Below are 20137 nucleotides of genomic sequence, written 5' to 3'. Positions count from 1 at the left end.
ATCATTTAATTAAGTTAGAGATAAAATCCTGCTTCTGAAGCAGGATTTTTTTTGCCTGCTGAATATCAATGGGATAGAACGATAGACGATCATGAGGTTTAAGCTGAGCCAATAAGCTGAGGTCGGCTGTGATTACCTGACCGATACGAGGATAACCTCCTGCTGTTTGACCATCAGCAAGAATGATGATGGGCTGGCCATTGGAAGGCAGCTGTACGGTTCCGGGTACAATTGGACTCGTAATCATCGACTGTTCTTCTCTGGTCGATAGTTCGGCTCCGTCAAGCTTAATGGCCATTCGATTGCTGTAGCTGTTAACTTCAAAGTCGCTGCATAGAAATTTTTCTTTACTACCTTTTTCCAGGCAGGAGAACTCTCTACCCGGTATCATACGAACTATAATATGCTTTTGCTTGAGGTTGTGGTGGTGTTCCATTAACAGCTCTTCTGGAACCGTACGCTCTTGCGCAAAAAGCTCTGAAGATATAGACAGGCAATCACCATCTTGAAGTGCTCGACCATTCAATCCACCAAAACTTGCCAGTAGGTTGGTTGACCTGCTTTGCATAATGCTCGGTATCTCAAGATCACCGGAGAAGGCGATATAAGCTCTTGCCCCTGACTTTAGGTGACCAAAGCTCAGTGTGTCTCCAGCCTTAATATGTAATGTCTGGTTAATTGGTACAGCCTGATCATTAATGAATAGCTCAAACTCCGCACCGGCAATCCCAATGGTTGTGGCCGTTGTAAATTCAAGGACTGGACCTATCTGAGTGACCTCCAGAGTCGGGCTATCTTTTTCTTTCCCTACTAACCAGTTTGCCAAACGGTGGCTGTATTCATCCAGAGCTCCGTTATTAGCAACGCCATATTTACGGTATCCGCTACGGCCTGAATCTTGAACCGTCGTCTGTAAGCCAGCCTTGTGGACTTTAATCGCCATAACGCTCAAACTCCTCCAGGCTGATTGGTTCAAAGCTGATAGTATCCAAAGGGCTGGCTATAGCCGGCGGCTCCTTGGCAACATCAAACATCTTTATTGGTGTTTTGCCAATAATATGCCAACCACCAGGGCTATTTATCGGATATACTCCCGTTTGAGTACCACCAATGGCAACAGAGCCTGCTTCTATTCTTGGTCTTGGCTCCGAGCGTCTCGGGCAATGGAGTCGCTCATCAAGCTCACCGAGATAAAGAAATCCTGGCAGAAAACCTAGCATGAATACCGGGTACTCGGAGCTACAATGTAAACGGATCAACTCATCCGTTGTCAGTCCGCAATAATCAGCAACATACTCCAAATCCGGTGCAAATGATTTGTCATAGCATACTGGGATCCGGTGATGTTGATGCTGACCCTCTTTAACGGGTGTTGCTGAGGTTACAATAGACTCTATTTGTTGCAGACAAGCTTCTGGTTTGAATTGTTCTGCCTTAAATATGATCAGTAAACTGTCGTAGGCGGGCACTACCTCGACAAAACCATCAAGTTTGGCAGCCTCAATGCTTTCTTTGGTTCCAAGAATAAGGCGTGTTAGCTCAATGCTAATCTCAGCATTAAATTCAATGATGATAGAGTTGTCGCTATTAATGTGAAGCTCTGGTTTTGCCATCTAGATAGGGGCCCTTACCTTAAAATCATGTTCCTCAAGTCGCTGGTAAAGCTGTTTCGCCATTGATAATGCATTAGGGTTATCTCCATGCAGGCAGATTGAGTCGATAATAATTTGAAGCTCGACGTTATCAGGTGTCTGAATGGGGGAGCCTAGAGCAAAGCTAAGCGCCTGATTTAAACTGTCTTCCAATGACTCATGCAAAGCATTATTCTCTGTTCGGGGAACAAGAGTTTTATCCGCCTGATAGTTTCTATCCATAAAACCTTCATGAATAAATTCCAGCCCTGCTTTTTTAGCTGCTTCATACATTTCAGATTCAGCTAAACCCATCAGTTTTAATTCTGGTGAAATTTTTGCCACTTCCTCTGCTACTAAAAGTGCCAGGCTGAGATCTTTGGCTGCATCGTTATACAAAGCTCCGTGTGGCTTGACGTGAGAAAGTTTGGTCTGTTGCGATTCACACTCTCTCAAAACCAGGGTGATTTGCTCAGAAATGGTTTGTCGTAGAGAGTCATCGTCAATTGGAATCGAGCGACGACCAAAGTTTTCTTTATCGGGATAAGAAGGATGTGCGCCAATTGACAAATTATGCGAGTAAGCATTTCTGACAGATGCTCTTACGCTGGCTTCATTACCGGCATGCCCCCCACAGGCGATATTACAGGAGGAGATATAAGGCATAAGCAATGCATCACTCTCCCAGTGCTCCGGGTTAGTGCTTTCGCCTAAATCGCAATTTATATCAATTGTCATACGCATGATTTGATTATAACAACTCAAAGGCGGCTAGTAGACTCTTACCGCCAAGAATGATAGAAACGACAACCACGATCAGCCCCAGTAAATTTTTCCACCAGTTGTTTCGGTAATCACCAAGGAAGCTCTGGTTCATAGCCCACAGCAAGAAGATAACAATAATCGGCAATAGTAGACCATTAGCAACCTGAGCGAACCAAATAACAGAAATTGGTTTTAAGCCGAGGGAGGCTGCGACAACACCAAATACTAGAATAGCAATCCATACCGCTCGGAATTTAAATGACTTTAAATCCTCGGGTATATTCAGCAGGCCAGTGAGAGCATAGGCTGAGGCGAGTGGTGCAGTGATTGCTGAAGAAATACCGGCAGCAAAAAAGCCTACTGCGATCATGTACTTGGCCAGGTTGCCGAAAGCAGGCTCAATACTTTTTGCCATATCCGCAGCATTATTAATCTCCAATTGACTACCGAAAAATGCACTGGCTGCCGTCGAGACGATAGCAATTGAAATCAAGCCGCCAAAAGGAATGGCTATATAAATATCTCTTTTGGCTTCTGGCAATTCTTCTGGAGTATGCCACTTCTTTTTTGCGCTGGATGAGTGAAGGAATAAGTTATAAGGGACAACGGTAGTACCAATTAAAGCAATGACCGTCAGTGTAGAACCGTCAGGTAATGACGGCACGAACAAACCGGTAAACAGATCTCCCCAATCAGGCTTTGTCATGAAGAAAGTTACCAGAAAAGCGATGCTCATCAGAATAACAACACCGATTAAGGCTTTTTCAATAAATCGATAGCTGCCTGTCCACAGAATGACAAAAGCTACAAGTCCGATAATTATTGCAGTGAAGTCAAAGCCAACAAGTTCTGAGTAGTCCCAGACTGCCTGAATACCCAGTGTCGCACCAGCAATATTTCCGCCTTCATAAGCCGCATTACCTATAATGATGGCGCTAACAACAAGCAAAATTGAGAAGGCCTTTATGACAGGGTTTTTAATAAGTTCGCGTATGGCTTCGCCCAGACCTTTTTGACCGACGACCCCGAGTCGTGCCGTCATTTCCTTTAAGATCATGGTCGCGATAATGGAAAATAATAATGCCCAGAGTAAACTGAATCCAAAGCTGGCACCTGCTTTGGTTGCCATGGTTACGGTTCCCGGACCTATAAATGCAGCAGCGACTAATGCTGCCGGGCCAATGGATATTTTAAATTTTGGCATAATGTGGCTCATGGTTCTGTTTTGTCATGAGGTTACAGATAATTAAGAAATCCCGCAACGATTTGACTGAATCGTAAGTAAAGTTGCACCTGTTAGGAGCCTGAATGGTTAAACCCCTAAAATTGCAATAATATCCAGAGCACTTAAATTGGTTGATCTTTAGCCCAGAAGCCCTTAAAATACGCGCCCTTGGTCATTGTGGCCAAGTTTTATACAATCAGGTTTACTCCTTGTTGCTTATGGTTATTAAGAGCCATAGGTGGCTGGAAACCGAAAGGAGACTTTAAATGAGACACTACGAAATCGTATTCTTGGTGCACCCAGATCAGTCTGACCAAGTTCCAGGCATGATCGAGCGTTACAGCAAGATGATCACTGATGCTGCTGGTACTGTTCACCGTCTTGAAGACTGGGGCCGCCGTCAGCTTGCATACCCAATCAATAAGCTTCACAAAGCGCACTATGTTCTTATGAACGTTGAAGCCGCTGGTGAAACTATCGAAGAATTAGAAGATAGCTTCCGCTACAACGATGCTGTTCTACGTAACATGATCATGCGTCGTAAAGAAGCTATTACCGAAGCTTCTCCAATGGCTAAGAAAGACGAGAAACCTGCTCGTGACGAAAAGCCTGCTAAAGAAGCTAAGAAAGAAGAATCAACTGAAGCTGCGGCTGAGTAATAAGGAGACATATCATGGCACGTTTTAACCGTCGTCGTAAGTTCTGCCGTTTCTCGGCTGAAGGCATAACTGAGATCGATTATAAAGATACAGCTATGTTGAAAAACTACATCACTGAAACTGGTAAAATTGTTCCTAGCCGTATTACCGGTACTAGCGCAAAATACCAACGTCAATTAGCTAGCGCTGTTAAGCGTGCGCGCTTCTTGGCTCTTTTGCCATACACTGATAGCCACGAATAAGCGGCATTTTGAGAGGGTATAACGATGAACGTCATTTTACTTGAAAAACGTCGCAACCTTGGTGATTTAGGTGATACTGTAACTGTAGCTGCTGGCTATGGTCGTAACTTCCTTATCCCTAACGGTAAAGCAGTCCCTGCGACAAAAGAAAACATCAAGCACTTCGAAGAGCGTCGTGCTGAGCTAGAAGCGAAAGCTGCAGAAGTACTTAAAGCAGCTCAAGAGCGCGCTGATAAACTAGCTGGTCTAGAAGTTACTATCGCTGCTAACGCTGGCGAAGAAGGTAAACTTTTCGGCTCAGTTGGTACTGCTGACATCGCTGAAGCTGTTACTGAGCAAGGTGTTGAATTAGAAAAGAAAGAAGTTCGTATGCCAGAAGGCGCTATCCGTCAGACGGGCGAATTCACTTTCGAAGTACATTTACACCCGGAAGTTGAAGCTAACATCAAAGTTGTTGTTGTTGGTGAATTCGACGAAGCTCAAGCTTAATTCATTAAGCTAAAGCCGAGTTACAAAAAGGCACCTTCGGGTGCTTTTTTTGTTTCTATCGTTTATTCATCGCCCAGACTTCGCTTATAAAAACAGATTAATATTGGGATGTTAAGTTTACGGGTAGTCGCTTTTTTGATTAGCCACTTTCTAGCATTGTTCGGACTTTATAAATCTCCTTAGCAGTTTCACTTTCCTGGTCCTCCTTTTCAATAAATTTAAGCACCATTAATTGATGGACTCCGGAAGGTGAAAAGCCTCTCTGTGAAGCTGCAGTAAACCAGGCAAAGGATTTTGGGTAGTCCAACAGATGGAAGTATGCTTTACCTAAGTAATGCATTGCAAGAACTCTACCTTGCTGAGCCTCTTTCAATAAAATCTCAATGATCATTTCAAGATTTTCTCTAGCTTTTTGATTAGAGGTATCAGAGGTTTGTGGCGTTATAGCGAATGTATAGCTTGTTAGTTCGTAATACATGTAAGTTGCCACTGCATCCCCTGCCTTTACTCTTGGTAATAGAGTTTCAATTGACAGCTTTTTATTTTTTTCAGGCATTGGATTTCGATCTTTTACTATATGTTCTGTAAGCATGTAGGCAGCATAAGGGTGTCCATTACTAATAGCTTTTTTATACCAGAGTTTTGCTTTGGATTTTGAGAAATCAAAATCGTCTTCCGGCTTAAAGTTATTAGGGTAACAGTTGCGATATGCTCTACAGCTAATCCAATGTCTACCACGATCATACATTTTTGCTAATGTATATTGGGCAACAGCATCACCATTTTTAGCCAAGCGTTTAATTTGAGGCAAGGCTTTTTGATACTTGCCCTCATAAAAGAGCTTTATATATGTTGAGTCTTGTTTATCGATATCTTGCCATGTTTCAAAACTCTTAAAACCCAAAGTGTAAAAAACTAATAGTAAAATAGTGGAAAGTCTATAAGGCATCGTACTTAGTCTAATTTTTATTTTCATTAATAGTGATTTAATAGGTTCCCTGTGTCAAATCACTAAATTACCCGTTGGTTTTTATGGTGAAAACATTAATCCCAGACTAGGGTTAGCTATGGCATTCTTATTCACTGACTCAAGGTGACTATAGACCTTAAGTATCTTGAAGAAGTGTAATTTCACCCTCTACAATCTTCCAGATTCCTTTTTCGGTTTTAATATAAAAGATAAACCCGGTCTGTAGGTTATGAAAGACATGAGTTGGTGCTGGAAAATCATCAACAATATGAGTGAGTCCCATTGCTATGGTAGGGTCTTTGGGTTCTTGGAGTTTAATACAGCTTTTGGAATATGCTTCTTCGGATAAAATAGTCTTTCCATCGGGGCTTGTAATGTATTGTTTATGACCTCCAATAGGGATTACACCAGGCTCTTTTGTTGCGGTCAGAATGTATACCTGCCAGCCATTTTCCATTGGTAAAACAACAGAGTTTACTGTTGGTGAGCATGCTGTTTTGAGACTGGATCTAACAGTATTCAAGGCGGTTACCATATTATACTCACGTTTTGTGACAGTTCTTTCTGGAGCTAATATTAAATTTGGGTTTTGAAAGTTTTTATCAAAGACGACGTCGGCAATTACATCTAACTTTTGATTCAGTTCTTGGTAGAAAGTAACTGTGGGGCTTTCAGGTTTATTTAAATGTACCACCCAGCCTTTACTGTTTTTAAGCTGAGCAGGGTCAATAGCTTCTAACAATATGTCTGTAGCCTGCCACGCAAGTGAATCTTTAATCCAAATTAGCCTGCCTGTACTTTCTATAAATTCTATTTTTGTAAGCTCCTGAGGTGTATAAAACATTGTTAGATCAACACCTGCCTCAGGTTTGGGTTCTGAGTTATTTTGAACGTTTGTTGTTTTACAAGAAATTATAAAAATACATAAAACCAATACTACGTGTTTCATTATTATCCCTTTGTTTTATTATTCATTGTTGTGATAACAGTTACTTAATTATAGTCGAGAAACTAAAATGGAAGTTTGTATTCTAATTTAGTTACTTTGGTATTGTTTTGAACCTTTCAGTGTCGTTGAGCGAGTCTTCCCAGTTCGCTCGGTCGTCCATAAATATATGCGCTGTGGGCTTAATTGATACATCATCATCCAGGCCACCTGCTGGAACCATGATTAACTTACCACCAGCAATTTCTATGGGTAGCACTGAACCACAGTTGGTACAGAAGCTTCTGGCGTGTTGCGTTTCGGGCAGGTGATAAGTTTTTATCCGTTCTTTGCCAGACAACCAATTGATAGTAGCTGTGCTGGAGAATAAATTGGCGGCATGAGCCGTTCCGGTACCTTTACGGCAGCGCGAACAGTGACACAAAAAGAATTTGTTAAAGTCACCCTCGATCTCAAACTGGACCTCACCGCATAGACATGAGCCTTTGTTTGACATAGCCACCACTCCTCTCTATTTGTATTAAGGAAATACCTTACCACTATTGTGCAGAAAATTTCGACTTTTGGAAGATAAGTGGCGTTATTAATAAAAGCGCTATTGCTCCATTGATATAGAGATGTGAAATGACGTTAAAAAACAGTGAATAAACGGTGTCCAGCAACACCCAGGCCAAAATAGCAAAGACGAGGAACCACCAGTCTTTGGGAGTTTTGCTTTGAAAAGCTTTACCGACACCGTAATAAAATAACAGCCCCCAGCTGGCCACAGTGGGTCCAAAAACACCAATCAGAAATTTCATTGACGTTAGGTCGCCTTGCGGGAATGCTTCCAGCAGTTGATTAAAGTAGGGAGCGGCGATTGGCGTGAAAACCATGATAGGTAACAGCATGCCGCCAATAATATGGGTTATTGCGATTCCTTTGAGCCACTTTTCGGTAAATGTCATTATTTATAGTGTCCTATAACAGGGCCAGATCGACTGCCGCCGAGGCATGGATGGCTGCGGTGTCGTAAAGCGGTACTGAAGTATCTTCGGGTTTAACCAGCATGGCAATTTCGGTACACCCAAGAATAATCGCCTCTGCTCCTGCTTGTTTTAAATTATTGATGACATCGAGATAGGTCTCTTTTGAGCTCTGATTGATCTCACCTCGACACAGCTCGTTATAGATTATCTCATGCACCTGCTTACGTTCTTTGTCTTGTGGAACTAATACATCGATGCCAAACTTATCGGTTAAGCGCTTTTTATAAAAGTCCTGCTCCATGGTGAACTGAGTACCCAGCAGACCTACTGACTTGATGCCGTTCTGAACGAGTTGTTGTCCAGTGGTATCAGCGATATGAAGCAGCGGTATATTGATCGCTGATTCAACTTCTGGAGCGACCTTGTGCATGGTGTTAGTGCAAATCAGCAGAAAGTCAGCACCTGCTTTTTCGACCAACTGGGCTGCTTCGGACAATATATCCGCGGTCTTTTGCCACTCCTCCTGATGTTGTAGCTGCTCAATCTCGGCAAAGTTCACGCTGTATAAACATATCTTGGCTGAGCTAAGACCGCCCAGGCGCTGCTTAACCTCCTGGTTAATTGCTTTGTAGTAATTTGCTGTGGATTCCCAGCTCATACCGCCGAGTAGGCCGATAGTTTTCATAGGCATTTTACTCGCCTTCCTTGATTACGTATTGGAGGAGGTCAGTATATTTGTACTCATCCAGACATAGCCTCATGCCCCCATCTGCGCCAACCGGTTCTCGATAATATAAAGTTAGCTCTGATTTGCTTAGAAGCGTTTGGTTGACACAAATAATGCTGTAGGCGAGGTTTAAATCTTTATCCGGAGCTGCTTCAAGTCTGAATTGCATGGAGGGATTTTCACTAGAAAAAAGCACACTCTCAATCTCAGTACCATTAAAAGTATTAGGCGTTATCACATAGAAAGAAGTACACCCCGAGTCATGCTCTGATATTGTTTCCAGTATCAGTTTAGGTTGATCCGTTTCATTACAGGCTATTGCACAAAGCGGGAATAGTAGCAGTGTTAGAGAAGCGAGAACTTTTGTCATGAGAACTTTTGTCATGATAATCCTTATTATAAAAATCGGTCCGTAAGTTCTTTTGAAGGAAGCATACAGTAATCATGCTTCCCAAACAGCTTATAGCGGTTGAGTGCTATGCGGTCATAGACCCAGTCTCTTAACCTGAGGGGAAAGATTCGAAATAATCGTAGCCAAGGCCAGGGCTTTTTAAGATCCTTGATAACTTCGAAAAAAGCTTCTGAGCGGTAGTAGGGTGTTTCACCTTTTAGTAAGACCATGGTCTGGTATTCTTTTGTTGGCAGTCCGAGGAACTGTAGTAGCTCTTGTCCTTTTGGGGACTGCACTGAGCAGAATTTGAAATGCGCCCCAGGATCACGTTTTATGACAAAGGGCACCCATCTAGAGCATAAGGCGCACTCACCATCGAAAAGAATTATTGCAGCCATTTAAGAATTTTGTTTGTTTTTTTATCTAGTCTTGCTTCTTTTGCTTTTTTTATGGCCTCTCTGTAACGTTTAATATTGGTATTAACATCATCTGTTTTTTCGAAATTGACTTTTGTAGGCAAGACAAAAGCGATGTCTTCATTTTCAATTTGCTTTAACGGTAAGTACTTGGTAATTAGGGCGACAACTATCATAGTGCCTATTAACATGAAAATGATTGGAAATAAGCTAGGTCCAAAAATAGGCATTATTATGAAATAGCTAATGTAAGTAATGAAAAATGCAAAGTTCATGGTTATTGAGTAGGTATACAAAGCTTCACAGGTTTGACACTTCATATACTTGTGTAAAGCTATAAACTTATAATATACGCTTTGATTTTTACAGTTTGGGCATTGCCTTTTCACGGTGCTCCCTTATTTGTTATTTCTAATAAATTTTCCATTTACTAGTGTATTAATTATGTTACGAATAATACTATAAGATGTTAAATATTACATAATAATATAGCACACAAACTTATTCAGAACTTATCCACAGACTTATTGTATTGCCTAAAAACTGTTAGTATATAGAATAGTTTCAAGTAGGCTCTTTGGGTTTACCTGTATTACATAGCCATCCAATTTGATAATTAGAAGCAAGCCATGCTATCAGCACAACAATCTGACAACAAAATCAAAGATTTAAAAGTTCCTCCGCATTCAATCGAAGCTGAGCAGTCAGTGCTTGGCGGTGTCATGATTGATAACGACCAGTGGGAGAAAGTAGAAGAAATCCTGCTGTCGACGGACTTTTACGTTAAAAACCACCGTGAGATCTTCAAGGCGATGGCTGAGCTGGCCAATATGGCCAAGCCGATGGACGTTATTACGTTGTCCGAGCATTTGGAGCAGACAGGCGAGACCGATATTGGTTTATCGTATCTTGGTGAATTAGCACAGAACACGCCTACGGTCGCTAACATTCGTGCCTATGCTGAGATCGTTCGAGAAAAAGCCATTGTTCGTCAGCTGATTTCAGCGTCGAATGAAATCGCGGATGCCAGCTTTAACCCTCAGGGCAGAGGTCTGGCGGAGTTATTGGATCTGGCAGAGCGAAAAGTTTTTGCGATTGCTGAATCGCGAGAGACCAGTGGCGAAGGCCCGAGTAAAGTTGAAGATATCCTCAAGTCGACTATTGAGCGAATTGAGCAAATTCAGAAGACTAAAGGTGGCGTTACCGGTCTATCAACAGGCTTTACCGACTTAGACAACATGACCTCAGGGCTTCAGAAGGCCGATCTGGTCATTATCGCGGCGCGTCCTTCGATGGGTAAAACGACTTTTGCCATGAATATCGTGGAAAATGCTGCGCTAGCCAGTGACTTACCTGTACTGGTATTCAGTCTTGAGATGCCGAGCGAATCAATTATTATGCGTTCGATTTCTTCCTTAGGCCGTCTTGAGCAAAATAAAATTCGTAGCGGACAAATTCAGTCTAAAGAAGACTGGGACAAATTTAATAGCGGTGTTCTGCAGTTAAAAAATCACACAAAATTACTTATTGATGATACCGCGGGTCTATCTCCGGCAGAGATGCGTTCACGTGCGAGACGTGTCGCGCGAGAACATGGTGGCGTGGCTCTGATTATGGTGGATTACTTGCAGTTGATGCAGGTACCTGGCATGAGCGATAACCGTACGCTGGAAGTCAGTGAAATATCGCGATCATTAAAAGCCTTGGCCAAAGAGCTGGAAGTTCCAGTTATCGCATTGTCTCAGCTGAACCGTTCTTTGGAGCAGCGAAGTGACCGCCGCCCAGTAATGTCGGATTTGCGTGAATCGGGTGCTATTGAGCAGGATGCGGACTTGATTCTGTTTATTTACCGAGACGAAGTCTATCATCCTGAAACTGAGCGTAAGGGCATTGCTGAAATCAAAATTGGTAAACAGCGTAACGGTCCAATTGGCTCGGTAGAGTTAAGTTTCCAGGGACAATATTCCCGTTTTGACAATTTAGCGCATAACGATTACGAAGCAATGGGGGAAGGATACTAGCCGTATGCGACCTACTAAGGCCGTTATCGATCTCGATGCGCTACGCCATAACTTTCAGACTGTCCAGAAAATAGCACCCAACAGTCGTGTTATTGCTGTGGTCAAGGCCAATGCCTATGGTCATGGCTTATCTAAAGTTGCCAAAGCGCTACCCGAAGCCGAAATGTTCGCCGTAGCGACACCTGCAGAAGCGTATACATTAAGAAAAGCTGGAATTCAGCAGCCCATTCTTTTGCTGGAAGGGTTCTTTGAGGCTCGCGAGTTACCTAAAATTGTGAACAATGATCTTCAGATTGTTGTTCACCACAGTCCACAGATCGAAGCGCTAGCCAATCTAAACACAACGAAAAAAATTAAGGTCTGGCTGAAAGTCGACTCTGGAATGAACCGTCTTGGATTTAAGATTGACGAATTACCCGAAATAGAAAAACAGCTTGCCACGATTGAATGTATCGAAAAGCCGATACGGCTGATGTCTCATTTTGCCAGTGCTGACGATGTTAACGACAGCTTTACCGAGCAGCAGCTGGAGACCTTTGTCAGTACCACAAAGCACCTGACCTGGGAGCGGTCTATGGCCAATTCCGCCGGTATCCTTGAAGCTAAAGATGCCCATTTTGACTGGATAAGACCGGGCCTGATTTTGTATGGTTGCTCTCCAATGATAGGCTCTGTGGGTGCTGATTATGGACTACAGCCTGTGATGAATCTGGAGTCACAGATCATGTCGATAAAGAACCTGAAAAAAGGTGAGTCGACAGGTTATGGGCGTCATTGGTTTGCTGAGAAGGATACAGTGATAGGCCTGGTAGCTATTGGCTACGGTGATGGTTATCCTCGCCACGCAAAAAATGGCACGCCAGTCTGGGTAAATGGTCGAACGGTTCCTCTGGTCGGTCGCGTATCGATGGATATGCTGGCGGTGGAGCTGGGGCCTGACCATAATGAAAACATTGGTGATCGTGTGGTGCTGTGGGGAAAAGAGTTACCGGCTGAAATAGTCGCTGAGCATGCGGACACGATTCCTTATACCTTAAGCTGCGGTGTTACCGGGCGAGTGCATATGATTTATAAAGGTAAGCGCTGGTGAGTCATCAAGACATACTAAGAGTATCGACACACGGTCAGGGGCTGTATGAATTTACCCGAGATGTAGAGTCGTGGGTTAAAGAGCAGCAGGTTACAGCTGGGGTTTGCCATGTGTTTATTCAGCACACCTCCTGTAGCCTAACGATTCAGGAGAATGCCGACCCTAGCGCCAGAACAGATCTGGAAAACTGGCTGAACCGTTTGGTTCCAGAGAACGATCCTCTATATACCCACACCATGGAAGGGCCGGATGATATGCCGGCACATATTAAAGCAATATTAACGAACGTGTCTTTAAGCATACCCATCATTGATGGACGACTGGCACTTGGCACCTGGCAAGGGATTTATCTCTGGGAGCATCGACACCAAGGACAGCAAAGAAGAATAATTCTACATATAAGTGAGTAGTATGAAACCTGTTGTTTTTTTCCGTAAATTCCACAAGTGGCTTGGCTTAATCATTGGAATCCAGTTGTTGCTCTGGGTTGTGGGCGGTTTCGTTATGAGCTTTTTCGATATTGAAGAAGTCCGCGGGGAAGATCGCATTGCTGAGCAAGCTGTCGCCGACCTATCTCAGCCTTTAGCAGTGTCTGCCGCAGAGGCGATTAGACTGTCCGGGATAGATGCCGAGCAGGTGGTATTAAAGTCGTGGCTAAATAAGCCAGTGTGGCTAGTAAATGGTGAAGAATCACAAGCACTGATTGATGCCACTCAGGGTGAGCTGATTACCCCCCTGCCTGAGATAACTGCACGCCAGGTCGCCGAGGCTGACTTCTTGGGTGAGGAGCCGGTAGAGCAGATTAAGCTTATTACAGAGCCCGTGGGCGAAGCTAGAGGAAAAAATTACCCTTTGTGGCAGGTAATCTTTAGCGACGATGATGAGACTCGAATCTATGTGTCGCAGCAAAGTGGTGAAGTTGTAGCTCGAAGAAATAATACCTGGCGACTGTTTGATTTTTTCTGGATGCTGCACATAATGGATTATGATGAGCGTACCGACTTTAATAATCCGCTTCTTATTTTTGCTGCACTTCTGGCTATATTGATGAGTATCAGTGGTCTTTATCTGGTCATTAAGCTGATCTTTTTTAAGCCTAAAAGACGGACATAAAATGTCGAAGAAAAAGCTTCAATGGAAAGCAGTAATAGCGTCAATCATCATCATTTTTGGCGCATACTGGCTTATTAAGTTATTGATTTTTGATTATCTGCTGTAAAGCCGACACGAATATTTACAAATTTGCTTTAGGTGACATTGAAATTCACTTGTTTCCTACCGACTAACCCCCATAATTAATACAGTTAATTGATCTTTATTGGAGATATCAATGTTAAGAATTGGTTTGTTTCTATTAACCAACTTTGCAATTTTAATACTGGCTGGTGCGGTACTGAGCTTTTTTGGCTTCGACAGCATCATGGCGCAAAACGGTGTCGATCTTAACCTGACAGCACTGTTAGTCTGGTGTGCCGTGATCGGCTTCGCTGGTTCCTTCATTTCGTTGTTTGCGTCGAAATGGATGGCGAAGCGATTCATGCACGTTAAAATGATTGATAAGCCTCGTAGCGAGACGGAGCAGTGGCTGGTCAATACAGTTGAAACTCTGGCAAAGGATGCGGGTGTTGGTATGCCGGAAGTGGGCATTTTCCCTTCACCGCAATCCAACGCTTTCGCTACTGGTTGGAATAAGAACAACTCGCTGGTAGCGGTCAGTGAGGGGTTGCTACAAAGGATGAACCGAGACGAAGTGAGAGCAGTTCTCGCTCATGAAATCGGCCACGTTGCCAATGGTGATATGGTTACCCTCACTCTAATCCAGGGAGTGGTTAATACCTTTGTACTGTTCTTCTCACGAGTCATTGGTCATTTTGTTGATCGCGTTATCCTTAAAAATGAACAGGGTCACGGTATCGGCTACTTTATTTCAGTGATGGTAGCGCAAATCATACTGACTATCTTGGCCAGCATGGTTGTTATGTGGTTCTCACGTCGTCGTGAATTTAGAGCGGACGAAGCCGGTGCTCAACTGGCAGGCACAGGGGCCATGATTGGAGCTCTGGAGAAATTAAAGGTTGAGTATGACATGCCGTCTGATATGGGCGAGACCTTTACCGCTTTTGGTCTGAAAAACGGCCGTACGGGTTCATTCCAGGAGAAATTTGGTCATTTATTCATGTCACATCCACCTCTGGACGCGCGTATTGAAGCTTTACGTAACCGCTAATACAGCGAATAGTAAAACTAAAAACGGGGCAGCATGCCCCGTTTTTTATTGGGGTCTATAGCGACGTATCAGACTATTAATCTTGTCAATTTGGTTGGTGATTGAGTTTATTTCAGCATCTAAATCTTCAAGTTCATGGTTAATCCTGGCGACTTCCTCTTCATCCTTAACTCTGCGTTGAACTTCCGTTAATACTTCGTGCTCTCTTAGAGCTTCATCCAGCTGTATCCTGAGGCTGTCGTTACGTGCTAACAGCCCATCATAGTAGGCATCATGATATCCCGGATATCCTCCGTTACAGCTTGGATTTGGGTACGAGCCTGAACTGCCGCGATTGAAGCCGTTATTAGCCGTGCAATATTGGTCTAGCCCTTGCTGACGGCCAGCTTCATAGGCCTCACGATCGACCTGGACGCCATATTCCATGCAGGCTGACTCATGCTTTAGAACGTAATCAGAGTCGCGACCAAATTTGCCGTCCTGGTAGCCAATCTGCTGCCAGTTACCAGCGACACACTCAGTCTCAGACAGTGTTGCACACCCTGATAGCAACCCCAAAATAATTAAACCACCCGCTAAATACTTTAAATTCATACAAATACTCTTTTAAATTATTCGATTTATCCCTGATGTTTTTACCATAGGTTTCCTAAAGCCTGGCTGAATATTTCAGTACAGGATTAGGGTCTGACGCTAAAGGATCATATAATAGCGTCCCAGAATGAAATTTCCTATGAAAAGTATTTTCCTGTGACTGTGCCTCTCGATAGAAAAATTTGTATTGCTCCGATGCTGGACTGGACCGATCGCCATCAGCGACGGTTTATGCGCTCTATTACCAAGCATGCCGTACTGTATACGGAGATGATAACTACTGGCGCCATTATCCATGGTGGTGAAGAGCGACACTTGCAATACAACCAGGAAGAGCATCCTGTGGCGATACAGCTTGGTGGCAGCGATCCTAAGGATTTAGCCCATTGCGCAAAAGTTTGTGAGGATTATGGCTACGATGAGATTAACCTCAATGTAGGCTGTCCCAGTGACCGGGTTCAGAACGGCCGATTTGGTGCCTGCCTGATGGCCGAGCCGGAGCTCGTTGCCGAGTGTATGGATGCCATGGCTCGGGTGGTCGATATACCGGTTACGGTAAAAACACGCATTGGAATTGATGACATGGACTCTTATGAGCACCTATATCGGTTTGTGGATACCGTGAAGCAGGCAGGAGTCGAAACCTTTATTATTCATGCACGTAAAGCGTGGTTATCAGGCTTAAGCCCGAAAGAAAACCGAGAGGTGCCGCCATTAAGATACGACGTTGCCTACCAGGTGAAAAAAGACTTTCCCGAGCTGGAAGTGATTCTAAATGGAGGTGTCACCACTCTGGATCAGGCCGAAGAACACATGAAGCATCTGGATGGCGCCATGATAGGCCGAGAAGCCTACCATAACCCATACTTTCTGGCGGACGTTGATAATCGTTTTTATGGTCAGAAATATGATGTGCCAAGCCGTATAGCTGTGGCTGAAGATTTCAGCAACTATGTACAGAAACAATTGGATAATGACGTGTATCTAGGGCACATGACACGACATATTCTGGGGCTGTTTTATGCTCAGCCTAAAGGAAAACTGTGGCGTCGACATCTGAGTGAAAATGCTTATAAAAAAGGTGCCGGGCTGGAAGTGATAGAGGAAGCATTAGAACTGTTTAGATAATAATTAAAAATGAGAAAACAATGAAAAAAAATACAGGGATTACGATAACGATCATTATTTTTGCTCTACTTTTTTCGAATTATTTTTATGGAAAGAGCTCAGAGTCTAATGAGAGTACTTTACCAAACACAAACAAGAACAGTACTTCAGAAGTGAATAGCGGCCCTAAAATGGATAAGGGTAAAGTTAGCCGTGAGGGCGGGGAAGATAACACGTTAAGCCTCACCCAGTGTATGAAGTTACAAGAGTCTTACTATAAAGCGTTAGCCCCCATATACTACAAACAATATTCACTCAGCTTGCCTCTGTTAGCTCATTCAGGTGATCATCATTATCAGCAGTTGCCGTTCGAAAGCTTAAAGTCCTATGCAGAGGCTGGAGATTCAGAAGCAATGTATATATATGGGTCTGAGCTAATGTGGAAGGGAGGTTTGGGAGTTCATATGAATTCTCAGTGGCAAACGAGAGAACTCTTAAGCGATGGAACAAGAAAATTAAAAATCAGTGGCCCCGACATAAACCTATTTAAACAGGGAAGAGACTATATTTATAAAGCTGCGGTAAAGGGGCGAGTCATGGGACTGTACGAAATCGCTTCGATGTATAAAAAAAGCCTCAAGAAACTGCGTCAAAAAGGCTACAAAAAATCTTTAATCAAGCAGCATATTGTGAAAGGTTATAGCTATCATTTGATGGCACAGAAAATCATGGAAAAAGATAGAATTCTCGGCGAGGACAAATATATAAATGCAATAACAATTGATGATTACATCAAACTTGGATTACCCGAGAGTGAAATCGAATCGGTTAAAAAGGATTTACTGGCAAAAGCACAAATTAATTACTCCCAACTAAAGTCTGAGTGGGAATCAGATAGAGAGTACATAGGGAAAAAACCTTACCCAAAATTTTTCACAAAAGAAGAAGAGAAAATTTACTTCAAAGAAATGCCTGAGGAATGTGAGCAAAAGCTAACGGAGTTATCTGTAGAAAAATAAGGGACAATCAATGAAGAAAATAATATCGGGTGTTCTATTTATTGTAGCTGCTTTGTTATGGGTTTGGTTTTTATGGCCGGTAAAAGAGTCTCCAATCCAATTAAAGAAAGAGCAACAAAAAGAATTTATCACGACAAATATTAAGAAAAACCCTGTGAAGTTGGAAGGAGACTATCCAATCAAACAGGAGGCTGGGCTGGTCATCGAAAGTGATAAAAATGTGACCCTCAAAAAAGAAGAGCTTTCCTGTTCCCAAAGGTATCGTCAAAAGCCAGAATGGAAAGAGATTGAAGGGGTGATAAGCGCTATCTATATGAGTGGTGAGGAAGCCGCTGGAGAAGGAACCTTTCAACAAATACCGCTAGAAGCTGTAAAGTCTTATGCCGATGCAGGCGATAAAGATGCCATGTTTCACTATGGCTCAGAAGTCATGTGGAAAGCCGCTTTTGGTGTTCATATGAATACCGTCAATCGAGAACCTGTATTGTCATCAAAAGATTTCAAACAGCAGGTGCAGGATCATAAGCCGGATTTGGAGCAGTTTTTAAATGGCACTGATTATGCCTATCAAGCTGCCGTACAAGGCCGGCTGGGAGGGATTTTAGAAATTACCGCCGTGGAAAATGGATTAATCCGCCGAATGGTCAAAGCCGAGTTCCCTGTTTCAACCTTGGAAGATGTGCTTGTTCACCGGCTGAGTTATTTAGGTTTAATGGAAAAAATTCATACTAATGATCCAAGTCTTGTAAGTATTTTTAAAAGCGGGGATGAACTACAGGAAGGGTTAGAGGTTATTTACGGTGAGGAAAATATCCCACCTGAAATAGAACACGAAATCACACAAAAAACTCAAGTGTTTTCGAGCAAGCTAATTGATAAGTGGGAAGCTGACAGGCACCGTTTAGGCTTAGAGCCGTTCCCCGATGTAATAAGTCCAAGGTTAGATCAGTTCCTTGCGGATATGAAACGGGAGTGTGGATCCTGATATGAAGAAAATAATAATACCTTTGGTCACTATAGGTATCCTATTTATTCTATATACTGTATTTTTTCAGCCAAGTCCTAGCTCTAAGACTAAGGAGCAAAGTGCTGTAGCTACTGACTCAATGGATGCTTCAGGGAATGATACTGTTAAAACTGAGCCTATTGATAATAAGAAGCCTCTTAAAGAGGTAATCACTACTCAGGAATCAACTAAAACCAATAAAAAAGGGCTCAGTTGTTATCAGCGATACTCTTCTCGACCTGAATGGGGGGGTATACAAAAAATCCAGGAAGATATCTCTATTGATATCTCTTATCTTTATCCTGAAGGTAATAGTTATACCAATATGCCAGTGGAGAGCTTAAAGTCTTTTGCTGACTCGGGTGATAAAGATGCCATGATTTTTTATGGTGTTGAGCTCATGCAGATGGCTGCTTTGGGACTCTCGTCATTGAAAAGAGCTGAGTTGGAGCGTCAGCACCGAGTGGAGGAGGTCAAAGAACAAAGAATATCCCATGAACCGGATTTGGAACAGTTCAATGAGGGAGTCGAGTATATTCATCGCGCGGCAGAAGAAGGTAAGTTCGCAGCATTTTTAGAAGTTCAGCTGTATCACAGAATACTTGCATACCAAATGAAGGAGCGTTCCTGGGACGAAGAACAGATCAACGGATCCCTGGCAACCAGTCATGCCTATGACTTGCTACAACAAGAAATCATGAAGAGCAATGCGTTATTCGTAAAAATGATGTCTCAGGAAAAAGCTTTAAAGCGGCGGATTTGGAGAATATACCCCAAAAAAGAAAACCATGATGAGTTGTTAAAAGAAATACAGAGAGAAGGACAGCTTAAGTTTGAAAGGCTTAAAGAGGATTGGGTTCGGAATAGGGAGTTGAAAGGGCAGGAGGTTTATCCTGACCTGATAGGAAAAGACTTGGAAAGCTTTACAAAGGCCATGATTAGGGACTGTTACTCTGATTAACCCACATAAAGAGTTCTTGCACACAGACTATTTTTTGGTCTAAAGTGAACTGGTTAACAGAAATCTGAGGGTGGGTTATGAAGATTTTGAAGAATTTATTACTAATTATAGCTGCTATTGCTATTGTCCTTATCGTTGTTGGCTTTTTCTTACCGCAAACTGCACACGTAGAGCGCTCAATTACAATTGATGCTTCCAGAGACACCGTTTTCCAGAAAGTGAATAGTTTTGAAGACTATAATAGCTGGTCGCCCTGGTTTGAGCGTGATCCGAACGCAGCATATCAGTACTCTGGCCCTGATAGCGGGGTAGGAGCTAAAATGTCATGGCAGAGCGATAATCCTCAAGTGGGCAATGGGACTCAGGAAATTATCGAAAGCGACTACCCTGAATATGTTAAAGCGGAAATATATTTTGGTGAGGAGCCGGAACCTAGTTATGCTGAATTTATTATCGAAGAAGTGGGTATCCAGAAAACAAAGCTGACCTGGACCTTCGACATTGATTTTGGCAGCAACCTCATAGGTCGCTACTACGGCATTTTTATGGATGATATGTTGGGACCTGAGTACCAGAAAGGGTTGCGATCATTGAAGCAGCAAATTGAAAGCTAATTTTTGATTAGAGTGAGCCCCGGATGTATCCGGGGCTTTTTTTCGTTTGGTATGTTTATACCGAACGGA

General features: G+C 42.9%; 26 protein-coding genes. 13 read left to right on the top strand and 13 right to left on the bottom strand.

Going from position 1 to position 20137, the window contains the following annotated elements:
- Position 1: 1 nt before the first annotated feature.
- The 4 genes from KS2013_RS09495 to KS2013_RS09480 are packed head-to-tail and all read right to left on the bottom strand — an operon-like array spanning position 2 to position 3600.
- Entirely contained in the window at positions 2-943 is a 942-nt protein-coding gene (locus KS2013_RS09495; protein ID WP_068993027.1) for a 5-oxoprolinase subunit C family protein, read from the bottom strand.
- A complete protein-coding gene (gene pxpB, locus KS2013_RS09490; RefSeq protein WP_068993023.1) occupies positions 933-1613 on the bottom strand; it encodes a 5-oxoprolinase subunit PxpB in 681 nt (226 codons plus the stop codon). Before pxpB ends, KS2013_RS09495 begins: the two co-directional genes overlap by 11 nt.
- A complete protein-coding gene (gene pxpA / locus KS2013_RS09485) occupies positions 1614-2369 on the bottom strand; it encodes a 5-oxoprolinase subunit PxpA (RefSeq protein WP_068994525.1) in 756 nt (251 codons plus the stop codon).
- Between the two features lie 13 nt (positions 2370-2382).
- The gene (locus KS2013_RS09480; RefSeq protein ID WP_068994522.1) at positions 2383-3600 is read right to left on the bottom strand and encodes an Nramp family divalent metal transporter; all 1218 of its coding nucleotides are present in this window, start codon (positions 3598-3600) and stop codon (positions 2383-2385) included.
- 287 nt (positions 3601-3887) lie between these two features.
- On the opposite strand from KS2013_RS09480, the gene rpsF reads away from it, so the two are divergent.
- Genes rpsF through rplI form a run of 3 tightly spaced genes read left to right on the top strand, consistent with a single transcriptional unit; the run spans position 3888 to position 5011 of the window.
- Positions 3888-4280 (top strand): 30S ribosomal protein S6, encoded by a 393-nt coding sequence (gene rpsF, locus KS2013_RS09475; protein ID WP_068993020.1) that lies wholly within the window; start codon positions 3888-3890, stop codon positions 4278-4280.
- A 14-nt stretch (positions 4281-4294) separates the two neighbouring features.
- A complete protein-coding gene (gene rpsR / locus KS2013_RS09470; protein ID WP_068993015.1) occupies positions 4295-4522 on the top strand; it encodes a 30S ribosomal protein S18 in 228 nt (75 codons plus the stop codon).
- A gap of 24 nt (positions 4523-4546) precedes the next feature.
- Positions 4547-5011, top strand: coding sequence for a 50S ribosomal protein L9 (gene rplI / locus KS2013_RS09465; RefSeq protein ID WP_068993013.1), 465 nt, complete (start codon positions 4547-4549; stop codon positions 5009-5011).
- Positions 5012-5150: 139 nt separating this feature from the next.
- Here the strand turns inward: rplI and KS2013_RS09460 are convergent, their stop codons facing one another.
- The 8 genes from KS2013_RS09460 to KS2013_RS11960 all read right to left on the bottom strand — a co-directional run bounded on the left by KS2013_RS09460 (position 5151) and on the right by KS2013_RS11960 (position 9704).
- On the bottom strand, positions 5151-5987 hold the full coding sequence (locus tag KS2013_RS09460; RefSeq protein WP_068993009.1) for a tetratricopeptide repeat protein: 837 nt from the start codon (positions 5985-5987) through the stop codon (positions 5151-5153).
- Between the two features lie 130 nt (positions 5988-6117).
- Complete coding sequence (locus KS2013_RS09455) at positions 6118-6930, bottom strand: hypothetical protein (protein ID WP_068993006.1); 813 nt, start codon at positions 6928-6930, stop codon at positions 6118-6120.
- 91 nt (positions 6931-7021) lie between these two features.
- The gene (locus tag KS2013_RS09450) at positions 7022-7423 is read right to left on the bottom strand and encodes a GFA family protein (protein ID WP_068993002.1); all 402 of its coding nucleotides are present in this window, start codon (positions 7421-7423) and stop codon (positions 7022-7024) included.
- 43 nt (positions 7424-7466) lie between these two features.
- On the bottom strand, positions 7467-7874 hold the full coding sequence (locus KS2013_RS09445; protein WP_068992999.1) for a hypothetical protein: 408 nt from the start codon (positions 7872-7874) through the stop codon (positions 7467-7469).
- 13 nt (positions 7875-7887) lie between these two features.
- Entirely contained in the window at positions 7888-8580 is a 693-nt protein-coding gene (locus KS2013_RS09440) for an aspartate/glutamate racemase family protein (RefSeq protein WP_068994520.1), read from the bottom strand.
- A 7-nt stretch (positions 8581-8587) separates the two neighbouring features.
- A complete protein-coding gene (locus KS2013_RS09435) occupies positions 8588-9007 on the bottom strand; it encodes a hypothetical protein (protein WP_068992996.1) in 420 nt (139 codons plus the stop codon).
- An 11-nt stretch (positions 9008-9018) separates the two neighbouring features.
- Positions 9019-9411: a thiol-disulfide oxidoreductase DCC family protein gene (locus tag KS2013_RS09430; protein WP_068992993.1), complete on the bottom strand. Its 393-nt coding sequence runs from the start codon at positions 9409-9411 to the stop codon at positions 9019-9021.
- Positions 9399-9704 carry a hypothetical protein gene (locus KS2013_RS11960; RefSeq protein WP_169816867.1) on the bottom strand — a complete coding sequence of 102 codons (306 nt, stop codon included), beginning with the start codon at positions 9702-9704 and terminating at the stop codon, positions 9399-9401. The genes KS2013_RS09430 and KS2013_RS11960 overlap by 13 nt, the downstream gene beginning before the upstream one ends.
- 354 nt (positions 9705-10058) lie before the next feature.
- Between KS2013_RS11960 and dnaB the strand changes: the two genes are divergently transcribed.
- The 5 genes from dnaB (at position 10059) to htpX (ending at position 14767) form a co-directional block, all read left to right on the top strand.
- Complete coding sequence (dnaB, locus tag KS2013_RS09420; protein WP_068992986.1) at positions 10059-11450, top strand: replicative DNA helicase; 1392 nt, start codon at positions 10059-10061, stop codon at positions 11448-11450.
- A gap of 4 nt (positions 11451-11454) precedes the next feature.
- Positions 11455-12540 (top strand): alanine racemase, encoded by a 1086-nt coding sequence (alr, locus tag KS2013_RS09415; protein WP_068992983.1) that lies wholly within the window; start codon positions 11455-11457, stop codon positions 12538-12540.
- Positions 12537-12950, top strand: coding sequence for a secondary thiamine-phosphate synthase enzyme YjbQ (locus tag KS2013_RS09410; protein WP_068992979.1), 414 nt, complete (start codon positions 12537-12539; stop codon positions 12948-12950). The genes alr and KS2013_RS09410 overlap by 4 nt, the downstream gene beginning before the upstream one ends.
- Before the next feature lies 1 nt (position 12951).
- Positions 12952-13653 (top strand): PepSY domain-containing protein, encoded by a 702-nt coding sequence (locus tag KS2013_RS09405; protein ID WP_068992976.1) that lies wholly within the window; start codon positions 12952-12954, stop codon positions 13651-13653.
- Positions 13654-13870: 217 nt separating this feature from the next.
- Positions 13871-14767, top strand: a complete 897-nt coding sequence (gene htpX / locus KS2013_RS09400; protein ID WP_068992973.1) for a protease HtpX — start codon at positions 13871-13873, stop codon at positions 14765-14767.
- 45 nt (positions 14768-14812) lie between these two features.
- Here htpX and KS2013_RS09395 read toward each other — a convergent pair whose 3' ends face one another.
- Positions 14813-15361, bottom strand: a complete 549-nt coding sequence (locus KS2013_RS09395) for a DUF2799 domain-containing protein (protein WP_068992970.1) — start codon at positions 15359-15361, stop codon at positions 14813-14815.
- A 156-nt stretch (positions 15362-15517) separates the two neighbouring features.
- Here KS2013_RS09395 and dusA point away from each other — a divergent pair, with 156 nt between their 5' ends.
- The 5 genes from dusA to KS2013_RS09370 all read left to right on the top strand — a co-directional run bounded on the left by dusA (position 15518) and on the right by KS2013_RS09370 (position 20068).
- Positions 15518-16489, top strand: a complete 972-nt coding sequence (gene dusA / locus KS2013_RS09390; RefSeq protein ID WP_156768989.1) for a tRNA dihydrouridine(20/20a) synthase DusA — start codon at positions 15518-15520, stop codon at positions 16487-16489.
- Positions 16490-16509: 20 nt separating this feature from the next.
- Entirely contained in the window at positions 16510-17487 is a 978-nt protein-coding gene (locus KS2013_RS09385) for a hypothetical protein (protein ID WP_068992964.1), read from the top strand.
- Between the two features lie 10 nt (positions 17488-17497).
- Positions 17498-18472 carry a hypothetical protein gene (locus KS2013_RS09380; RefSeq protein ID WP_068992960.1) on the top strand — a complete coding sequence of 325 codons (975 nt, stop codon included), beginning with the start codon at positions 17498-17500 and terminating at the stop codon, positions 18470-18472.
- A 1-nt stretch (position 18473) separates the two neighbouring features.
- Positions 18474-19454, top strand: a complete 981-nt coding sequence (locus tag KS2013_RS09375) for a hypothetical protein (protein ID WP_068992956.1) — start codon at positions 18474-18476, stop codon at positions 19452-19454.
- A gap of 77 nt (positions 19455-19531) precedes the next feature.
- Complete coding sequence (locus tag KS2013_RS09370) at positions 19532-20068, top strand: SRPBCC family protein (RefSeq protein WP_068992953.1); 537 nt, start codon at positions 19532-19534, stop codon at positions 20066-20068.
- The last annotated feature ends 69 nt before the right edge of the window (positions 20069-20137 follow it).

It is taken from the genome of Kangiella sediminilitoris (genome assembly GCF_001708405.1).
GTDB classification, from domain to species: domain Bacteria; phylum Pseudomonadota; class Gammaproteobacteria; order Enterobacterales; family Kangiellaceae; genus Kangiella; species Kangiella sediminilitoris.
This window is presented reverse-complemented; position numbering and strand designations above follow the sequence as displayed.

What these genes read in the sequence shown, in the direction of transcription:
- KS2013_RS09495 (WP_068993027.1), bottom strand. Translation starts at nt 943, where the DNA reads ATGGCGATTAAAGTCCACAAGGCTGGCTTACAGACGACGGTTCAAGAT.
- pxpB (WP_068993023.1), bottom strand. Translation starts at nt 1,613, where the DNA reads ATGGCAAAACCAGAGCTTCACATTAATAGCGACAACTCTATCATCATT.
- pxpA (WP_068994525.1), bottom strand. Translation starts at nt 2,369, where the DNA reads ATGACAATTGATATAAATTGCGATTTAGGCGAAAGCACTAACCCGGAG.
- KS2013_RS09480 (WP_068994522.1), bottom strand. Translation starts at nt 3,600, where the DNA reads ATGCCAAAATTTAAAATATCCATTGGCCCGGCAGCATTAGTCGCTGCT.
- rpsF (WP_068993020.1), top strand. Translation starts at nt 3,888, where the DNA reads ATGAGACACTACGAAATCGTATTCTTGGTGCACCCAGATCAGTCTGAC.
- rpsR (WP_068993015.1), top strand. Translation starts at nt 4,295, where the DNA reads ATGGCACGTTTTAACCGTCGTCGTAAGTTCTGCCGTTTCTCGGCTGAA.
- rplI (WP_068993013.1), top strand. Translation starts at nt 4,547, where the DNA reads ATGAACGTCATTTTACTTGAAAAACGTCGCAACCTTGGTGATTTAGGT.
- KS2013_RS09460 (WP_068993009.1), bottom strand. Translation starts at nt 5,987, where the DNA reads ATGAAAATAAAAATTAGACTAAGTACGATGCCTTATAGACTTTCCACT.
- KS2013_RS09455 (WP_068993006.1), bottom strand. Translation starts at nt 6,930, where the DNA reads ATGAAACACGTAGTATTGGTTTTATGTATTTTTATAATTTCTTGTAAA.
- KS2013_RS09450 (WP_068993002.1), bottom strand. Translation starts at nt 7,423, where the DNA reads ATGTCAAACAAAGGCTCATGTCTATGCGGTGAGGTCCAGTTTGAGATC.
- KS2013_RS09445 (WP_068992999.1), bottom strand. Translation starts at nt 7,874, where the DNA reads ATGACATTTACCGAAAAGTGGCTCAAAGGAATCGCAATAACCCATATT.
- KS2013_RS09440 (WP_068994520.1), bottom strand. Translation starts at nt 8,580, where the DNA reads ATGAAAACTATCGGCCTACTCGGCGGTATGAGCTGGGAATCCACAGCA.
- KS2013_RS09435 (WP_068992996.1), bottom strand. Translation starts at nt 9,007, where the DNA reads ATGACAAAAGTTCTCATGACAAAAGTTCTCGCTTCTCTAACACTGCTA.
- KS2013_RS09430 (WP_068992993.1), bottom strand. Translation starts at nt 9,411, where the DNA reads ATGGCTGCAATAATTCTTTTCGATGGTGAGTGCGCCTTATGCTCTAGA.
- KS2013_RS11960 (WP_169816867.1), bottom strand. Translation starts at nt 9,704, where the DNA reads ATGAACTTTGCATTTTTCATTACTTACATTAGCTATTTCATAATAATG.
- dnaB (WP_068992986.1), top strand. Translation starts at nt 10,059, where the DNA reads ATGCTATCAGCACAACAATCTGACAACAAAATCAAAGATTTAAAAGTT.
- alr (WP_068992983.1), top strand. Translation starts at nt 11,455, where the DNA reads ATGCGACCTACTAAGGCCGTTATCGATCTCGATGCGCTACGCCATAAC.
- KS2013_RS09405 (WP_068992976.1), top strand. Translation starts at nt 12,952, where the DNA reads ATGAAACCTGTTGTTTTTTTCCGTAAATTCCACAAGTGGCTTGGCTTA.
- htpX (WP_068992973.1), top strand. Translation starts at nt 13,871, where the DNA reads ATGTTAAGAATTGGTTTGTTTCTATTAACCAACTTTGCAATTTTAATA.
- KS2013_RS09395 (WP_068992970.1), bottom strand. Translation starts at nt 15,361, where the DNA reads ATGAATTTAAAGTATTTAGCGGGTGGTTTAATTATTTTGGGGTTGCTA.
- KS2013_RS09385 (WP_068992964.1), top strand. Translation starts at nt 16,510, where the DNA reads ATGAAAAAAAATACAGGGATTACGATAACGATCATTATTTTTGCTCTA.
- KS2013_RS09380 (WP_068992960.1), top strand. Translation starts at nt 17,498, where the DNA reads ATGAAGAAAATAATATCGGGTGTTCTATTTATTGTAGCTGCTTTGTTA.
- KS2013_RS09375 (WP_068992956.1), top strand. Translation starts at nt 18,474, where the DNA reads ATGAAGAAAATAATAATACCTTTGGTCACTATAGGTATCCTATTTATT.
- KS2013_RS09370 (WP_068992953.1), top strand. Translation starts at nt 19,532, where the DNA reads ATGAAGATTTTGAAGAATTTATTACTAATTATAGCTGCTATTGCTATT.